At 33.5% G+C, this 7,732-nt stretch carries 6 protein-coding genes and 1 pseudogene; all 7 read right to left on the bottom strand.

Annotated elements, in window-relative coordinates; translation table 11 throughout:
- Positions 1-614: PHP domain-containing protein (locus RT405_RS05230; RefSeq protein ID WP_313468161.1), on the bottom strand; the 614-nt coding region annotated here is incomplete at its 3' end.
- An 18-nt stretch (positions 615-632) separates the two neighbouring features.
- Positions 633-2,126, bottom strand: a complete 1,494-nt coding sequence (locus RT405_RS05225) for a PTS transporter subunit EIIC (protein WP_313468159.1) — start codon at positions 2,124-2,126, stop codon at positions 633-635.
- 573 nt (positions 2,127-2,699) lie between these two features.
- Positions 2,700-2,984, bottom strand: coding sequence for a DUF1232 domain-containing protein (locus RT405_RS05220; RefSeq protein ID WP_313468158.1), 285 nt, complete (start codon positions 2,982-2,984; stop codon positions 2,700-2,702).
- A gap of 400 nt (positions 2,985-3,384) precedes the next feature.
- On the bottom strand, positions 3,385-5,391 hold the full coding sequence (locus RT405_RS05215) for a beta-galactosidase (protein ID WP_313468156.1): 2,007 nt from the start codon (positions 5,389-5,391) through the stop codon (positions 3,385-3,387).
- A gap of 71 nt (positions 5,392-5,462) precedes the next feature.
- Positions 5,463-6,296, bottom strand: a complete 834-nt coding sequence (locus tag RT405_RS05210) for a carbohydrate ABC transporter permease (protein ID WP_313468155.1) — start codon at positions 6,294-6,296, stop codon at positions 5,463-5,465.
- The gene (locus RT405_RS05205; protein WP_313468153.1) at positions 6,286-7,170 is read right to left on the bottom strand and encodes a sugar ABC transporter permease; all 885 of its coding nucleotides are present in this window, start codon (positions 7,168-7,170) and stop codon (positions 6,286-6,288) included. The genes RT405_RS05210 and RT405_RS05205 overlap by 11 nt, the downstream gene beginning before the upstream one ends.
- 141 nt (positions 7,171-7,311) lie before the next feature.
- Positions 7,312-7,732: pseudogene (locus tag RT405_RS05200) on the bottom strand (ABC transporter substrate-binding protein); the annotation flags it as partial.

Below are 7,732 nucleotides of genomic sequence, written 5' to 3'. Positions count from 1 at the left end.
GTTAGATTTTTAAATCCATACTCATATGGATGTGCTAAAATAGCTAAACCATTAGCAGAATGAACTAAGTCAATAACCTCTTCTACAGAAGGATAGGTAGTCGCTTCATTAATAAAAAAATCACTATTTGGATTAGCTAAAGCTTGCCTAAAAAAATTGCCATAAGTTTGAAATAGCTCTTTAAAATTATTATTATTTTTTATTAAATCGTAATAAATAGTTTTTTTTGAAATACCCTTTTCATATGAAGACATCTTTAAATCCTTTGTCAATATCAAGTTTTTATTGAGTATAATTTCCTTCATTCTCTCAAATAAAATTGTTTCATTTTTCACTAAATTTTCTTCTGAGTAAAAGTTTCTATACCAGTTATTAATTATTTTAGGATTTGTTAGATACCCATGGATTTCAATAACTCTTCCTTTATGAGATGTTGCTATTTCTGTCCCTGTAATATAAGGAATGTTTGTTGGTAGAATTTCTTTATATGCCATTGAATGATTGTGGTCTGTAATACTAAAAAGTTTTATATCTTCTTTTTGTAAATACTCACATAATTCTTGAACAGATAAAGAACCATCTGACAAATTCGTATGCATGTGTAGATCCCACATGGTTATTCCCTCCTTCTTTTAAATTTTAGGATGAGACACATTGACTTCTTTTTCTTTTATCTTTACCTCTTTTTTTACACTTGTTCCAAAAATTGATTGGATTTTATTTCTTTGGTAACCAAAGAAATAAGTAATAACAAAAGCAGCAGCACATCCCACTGAAAAACCAAATAGATATCCTAACTGTGTTCCTGGTTTAACAATCAAGAAGCCTAACAAACCAGAAACTCCTTGAGAAATAGAACCTACCCCCATCAAACTCATAACAATACCTCCAAACCCAGAACCTATACAAGCACAAATAAATGGCCTTAATAAAGGCAGTGTAACTCCATACATTAAAGGCTCCCCGATTCCTAAAATCCCTGCAGGTAATGTGGCCCCAATTGCTTTACTTAAACGATCATTTTCTTTTTTAGAACGTACCCATAAAGCAATAGCTGAACCCACTTGCCCTGCACCTGCAACCTGTAGAATTGGCAATAAATAATTCACTCCACCAGTAGGTCCGTTAGGATCATTCATTAATACATGTATCGGCGTAAAAGCTCTATGAAGTCCTACAGCTACTAAAGGTAATTGGAGAGCTGATAGCAAGAATGATCCTACAATCCCCATCTTGTTTAATAAAAAGTCAGCTGATAAAAATATTCCTTCTGTTAAATAAGCTCCAAAAGGTTGAATAACAATCAAAGCTATAAATCCCGAAATAGTAAGAGCAATCAACGGTGTTAAAAACATATCAAGTACATCTGGAACAAATTTTCTGATGTGTTTTTCAACATACGCAATGAAAAAACCTGACAATACCGCTGCTAAAATACCACCAGCAGCAGGATCAAATTGTGTATGTGTAAATGGAAGCAAAATCGCCTCTTCATTAATTTCTTGTAATAATGGCATTGAAATTGAACTTACAGATAATGCGCCAATTATACCGCCTAATATTGGAGTTCCTTTAAACTCTCTAGCTGCATTCATACCTACAAAAATTGGTAAGTACTCAAATAAAGCCCAGCCTAAAGTTGTTATTAAAGCATACCACCAGACACCGGTATAAGCATTGTCTGTTTGTAAATTGATAATTTTAGAAATTCCATTTATCAAACCTGCTGCTGCAATTCCAGGTAACAACGGTAAAAAGACATTTGCAAAATGTTTAAAAAATACTTGAATAGGATTTGTTTGTTTTGCATTATTAAAACCTTTGTTCTCTCGAGCAATTTCTTCTAAATCTATATCTTCAAGATCATCTGAACCCAATGTAAGCCCCGCATAGTTAGCGAATTGTTCTCCAACGCGTTGTACTTTTCCTGGCCCAAAAACTACTTGAATAACTTCTCCATCAACTGCCCCCAATACTCCTTCGACTTCTTTTATAGCATCAAAATTCACTTTAGTATGATCTCTTACAGAGATATGAAGACGAGTCATACATGTGGCAACACGGCTGACGTTTTCTTTCCCCCCTACTAGTTTTAGTACTTCTTGAGCATTAGACTTCTCGACCATAATGAATCCTCCTTATATTTTTAAATTTTTGTAGGTATGAAACGTATCTACTCCTCCTTTTTTACACAAAAAAAGCCCAGACTCATCTTTTTAGATGAATCTAGGCTTATGCTTTTCATTACACACCTACGATTAAAAACAGCATACCACACATTTGTAAGCGTTTCAATAATAATGAAACTTTTTCTTATAAAATAGTTATAAATTTCATTTAAACAGCTACTTGAAGTTGTAACTAGTGACTTTCTCATCTACAAAATCCGAAACTCATCTAACTTTACATACTTTCTGAAAATTTATTTTTTCATACATTTGTCTCTTTTTCTTTGTTTTCCAATAATTTAGCGAACTCTTCTGAATACAAGGGCTCTATGTTTCCATATTGTTCAATAATGACTTTTGTAAGTTCAATACCTTGTTTAAATAAGGTGCCCTATTGATTTTCTTTAAATGATCCAGTAATGTAACTGATTTTTGTAAGTTTAAGTTCTTTTTCTAACTTCTTTTGTAATAGTTTTTATAAAACCATCAAGTAAAAAAGAACTACCGCGCGAGGGTAATTCTTTAAATAGCTTATTGAACTTTTTCAGCTTCTTTTATGATATTGTTATTTTTCACTTCACTATTGTCTGACAATAATTTATTCGCAACGATCAGCAAAATCGGAAGGATCACATCATCAGCATAGCCTGCTACAGGAATAAAATCCGGGATAAAATCGATAGGACTAATGATATAAAAAATAATCGCTGCGACCATCAATTTCTTTTTCCCGCTTACTTTTGTACTAAAAAGAGATAGTATAAGAGACTTTACTTGTGTCATCGGTGTTTTCTTTTGTTTTTGAATCATTTTCATTTTTCATCTCATCCTTTATCATTATAAATTCGGAAAATCAGCTAATTTCATTACCAAAATTCAGAGACAGAGTGGATGCTTTTTGCAATTGAGTTATACAACTTATCTTTGGAGAGTCAGTGACAATGAGGCAGTGGACACAACTGCTTATTGTTCTATTGTCTTCATTTATAGCTTTAGTATAACCGATTTCCCCTTTAAATAAATCAGTCTAGAGTATGAAATATACGATAAAAGTAATTAAATTATTGAAGCATTAAAATAAGCAACAATTGAAGGATATTTGTTAATTTCCCACACTAAAATAAGTGCTAATGAGTTATAATCATTGGCACCTATTTTACGTACAAATATTCAAACTTAATTGTTTTGTAAGCTTAATACAATTTCTGCAAAGTAGTTATTCTATAATCATGACATCAAATTGAGCCAATGTATCTTTCTCAGTAATCATTTTCCCAGTTAAGATATTCTTCTTACCTACTAATTTTTTTGGTATATCATATATTTCTTTATTATTATTTAAAACAAAGATAAATTCTTTATCGTTCTTCATACGTTTTGTGATTTCTAGCCCTTCAGCTTGTTCAACTATCGGAGTAAGACTCCTTTCACTTACTACAAGGTCCAAGAATTGTTTTAATCCCTCTGCTTCAACATGCGTTCCATTATACCAAACAGTTCCTTTACCGAACTCATTTTTTGTTATAACTGGAGTATCGCTATAGAAATCGCTCGCATAATGAGCTACTACTTCAGCGCCTTCTGTATGAATAATGTCGCATAATAACTGACATTCATACTCTTCACCAGTTTCAAAGGCAATCGTATTGGTTTGTTCTGGAGCTAGAGCATCAATCTCTTCTACCCAGATACCTGCCATTTCGCGTAACGGTCCCGGATATCCTCCTAAATAAACATTGTCTGATTCATTGACGATTCCGCTCATAAACGTTGTGATCATGTGCCCACCATTTTTCACATACTCAGATAATCTTTCAGCCAATTGTTCTTTGATCATATATAAAACGGGCGCAACTACTAAATCGTATTTGCTGAAGTCGCTATCGACTGAGATCATATCAACAGGAATATTTTTTTTATAAAAATATTCATAATAGTGATGAATTTGATCAACATATTTTAAGTCTTTATTCGGACCACTTGTATATTCTACCCCCCAATAATTTTCCCAATCAAAAACAATTCCAACTTTATTAGTCGACACAGCTTCTAACAAGCTATCTCCAAGTGTGGTTAGTTCTTTTCCTAATTCTGCCACTTCACGGAAAACTCGTGTATTTTCTGTCCCGACATGTTCAATTACAGCACCATGAAATTTTTCACAGGCTCCAATCGATCGACGCAATTGGAAAAACTGAACAGTATCTGCTCCGTGTGCTATTGCCTGATAACTTTGTGCACGCATTTTCCCAGGGCGTTTTAAGGAATTATAAGGCTGCCAGTTTTGTTGGCTTGGTGTTTGTTCCATTAACATAAAAGATTGTCCATCTTTTAATCCGCGCATCAAATCGTGGCACATGGCAGAATAACTAGTAGGAGTGTTGTAACTTGGGTAATTATCCCATGATACAATATCCATTTCTTTTGCCCACTTAAAGTAATCTAATAACTTATAAGTACCCATTAAATTAGTTGTAATGGGCGTTTCTTGGTCAAAATTACGAATGGCTTCACGTTCCATTTTAAAATTATTTAGCATACTATCTGAGTTAAAACGCCTATAATCAATTGAGATACCAGCAAAAGCTGTGTTTTCATAATCTATTCCTTCACTTAATGCATTAGGCAGTACAATTTCATCCCATTCATAAACAGTATGTCCCCAAAATTCTAGATTCCATGCCTTATTTACTGCTTCAATCGTTCCATAACGTTCTTTTAGCCAAACGCGAAAAGCTTTTTCACAGGTTTCACAAAAACATTCTCCACCATATTCATTATTGATGTGCCAACATTTCACATGTGGATTAAGCCCGTAACGCTCTGCCAATTTCCCTGCTAAACGGCTGGCATATTTCTGATAGACTAAACTATTTGGACAAGCGTTATGACGTTGTCCAAATTTATGGTGTCTTCCTTCAAAATCCGTACGTCCTACCTCTGGATATTTTTTAAACATCCAAGCAGGCAAAGCAGCTGTAGAGGTAGCTAAAACGATGTCATAATTTTCTTTACTTAATAATTCAATAATTTTATCTAATTCGGTAAAATTATATTCTTCTTCAGAAGGTTGGATTTTTGCCCATGAAAATACATTAATAGTGGCTGAATTAATAGCAGCTTCTTTAAAGATACGCATATCCTCTGACCAAACTTCTTCAGGCCATTGATTAGGGTTATAGTCTCCCCCGTATAATATTCTCTGAAACACTTTTTTAGTCATTGTTGATTCTCCTTATATAGATTATAGTTTATTCAAAGCTTTATATAAAAATAAAACATCGCTCGTTGAGTTTACTTGATTGAACCTACCATTCCTTGAACAAATTGTTTTTGCATTAAGAAAAAGACAAATGCAGTTGGCAACGTAGCAATGACAATACCGGTCATCAGCATGCCATAATCAGGTGTATAAGACGCTCCCATTGCTGACAATACTAAAGGCACTGTTCGTTTCTCTGGTGATTGCAAAGCAACCAATGGCCATAAGTAACTGTTCCAACTACTCATAAAAGTAATGATTGCCGCTGCTGCATAAGTATTTTTTGCAGAAGGCATATAGACTTTAAAGAAAATAGCAACCTCACCCAATCCATCTATACGAGCTGCTTCAACTAATTCTTTAGGGAAAGATTTAATATTTTGTCTAAAGAAAAAAATCAAAAAAGCTGTACAAATAGTTGGTACGATAACAGCAAACAATGTATTGATACCTAAAAATTTAAAAGGAGTTTTACTTAAACTACTAAACATCCGGTATAACGGAATCATCAACGCTGCAAATGGAACCATCATAGATAATAATAAAAAGTTGAAAATTCTATCTTTTGCTTTAGATTTATAGATTTCAAATCCATAACCGGCCATTGAAGAAATAATCAGTGCTAATATAGTTGTAATAACAGCTATGACTGCTGAATTACCTAGGGATCGAGTGAACCCTAAATCAGAAGCAAAAAGATTTTTAATGTTTAGGAGAAACTGGTCTCCAATCATAAATTTCCCAGCCGTAATATCCACTGTTCTATTTGTCATTCCCAGCAGCATCCAGACAAATGGAAAAAGAGAAATGATCGAGATAATGGTTAGAATAGTATATTTTAATATGGATAATACTTTACGCTTCATTATTATCTCCTCCTACTTTATTTTGAATGATGGTCAGGATGATAATAGCAACCACTATGACAAAGGAAACAGCTGCTCCATAACCAAAGTTTGGTGTAAACTTGTAACTTAAATTATAGATGTACTGTGATAATGTCAGCGTTGCATTTGCTGGTCCCCCCACAGTAATATTTTGAACTTCATCAAATAATTGCAAGGTTCCGATAGTGGATGTAATCGTTGTGAAAAGAATAATCGGTTTTAGATTAGGTATAGTGATCCTAAAGAACTTTTGAATTGCTGTTGCACCATCAATATCAGCAGCTTCATAAATACTAGGATCAATATTTTGCAATCCAGCTATGAAAAAGATCATATTATAGCCAACCCATCTCCATGTAATCGAGATAATAATCAATACTTTGGCCCATATTGGACTTGTCAGCCATGGAATAGGCTCTGTGATCATATTGATGTTCATCAACAATGTATTTACAAATCCATTAACTGAAAACAAGCTTTTCATTACCAACGAATAAGAAACTAATGATGTGATACAAGGTAAAAAGATTGCTGTTCTAAACATTCCTTTAAATTTTAAATTTTTGTCATTTAGAATCGAAGATAACACTAAAGCCAGAAAAAGCATAACTGGTACTTGAACAATCAAATATAAAAAGGTATTTAAAAAGGCTTTTCTAAATGTTGTATCTGTCAGCATTCTTTGATAATTCCCGATGCCATTAAAGTGCATATTGGTCGGTGTACCGGACTGAAAAGACGTGACCAATGCCTGAATCATTGGAATAAATACTAAAATACTAATCAAAATGACAGGGAGAATAATAAATCCATTACCATTCTTTTTAGTACCAAGTTTTCCTTTTCCATTCATCCTGATTTCCCCCCTACTAATCTTGTTGCAAAAAAATAAATCTTTACTAAAAAATCCCATTATATAATGGAATAAGGAAAGCATTAAGCTTTCCTTATTCCTAAGTCTCTTTTACATGGTTACTAATTAGGCTTATTTTAACTAGTTTGCTACTGAAGACTCAATTTGAGTTTGTGCATCTTCAAGAATTTTATCAATATTTCCACCGTCAACAACTTGTTGAACATACTCAGTTAGGATAGACTCAATAGCATACGTATGAAGACCATAGTTAACACTTGGAACTTCTTCAGACCATGTTGAGAAATCTTGGAATACTTTTTGTCCACCATAAAATTCACTCGGTTCTTGGTAAGCGTCCGTTTCACTGGCTGCTGTTAATGTACTAATCAAACCAATTTCATTAGCTAAAGTATTCATCAAGTCGACATTAGAAGCAAATGTTTGTTTCAAGAAGTCTTTAGCTGCATCTGTGTTTCCAACTCCATCAATAACATACCAACCAGCACCGCCAATGCTTGATGCATTAATAGATTTTGAATTCTTAGCTAAAGTCGGAATT

This window comes from Carnobacterium sp. (assembly GCF_032094055.1).
In the GTDB taxonomy this organism is placed as follows: domain Bacteria; phylum Bacillota; class Bacilli; order Lactobacillales; family Carnobacteriaceae; genus Carnobacterium_A.
The sequence above is the reverse complement of the archived record's forward strand: the minus strand, read 5'-3'. Positions and strand labels throughout refer to the sequence as shown.

What these genes read in the sequence shown, in the direction of transcription:
- RT405_RS05220 (WP_313468158.1), bottom strand. Translation starts at nt 2,984, where the DNA reads ATGAAAATGATTCAAAAACAAAAGAAAACACCGATGACACAAGTAAAG.
- RT405_RS05215 (WP_313468156.1), bottom strand. Translation starts at nt 5,391, where the DNA reads ATGACTAAAAAAGTGTTTCAGAGAATATTATACGGGGGAGACTATAAC.
- RT405_RS05210 (WP_313468155.1), bottom strand. Translation starts at nt 6,296, where the DNA reads ATGAAGCGTAAAGTATTATCCATATTAAAATATACTATTCTAACCATT.
- RT405_RS05225 (WP_313468159.1), bottom strand. Translation starts at nt 2,126, where the DNA reads ATGGTCGAGAAGTCTAATGCTCAAGAAGTACTAAAACTAGTAGGGGGG.
- RT405_RS05205 (WP_313468153.1), bottom strand. Translation starts at nt 7,170, where the DNA reads ATGAATGGAAAAGGAAAACTTGGTACTAAAAAGAATGGTAATGGATTT.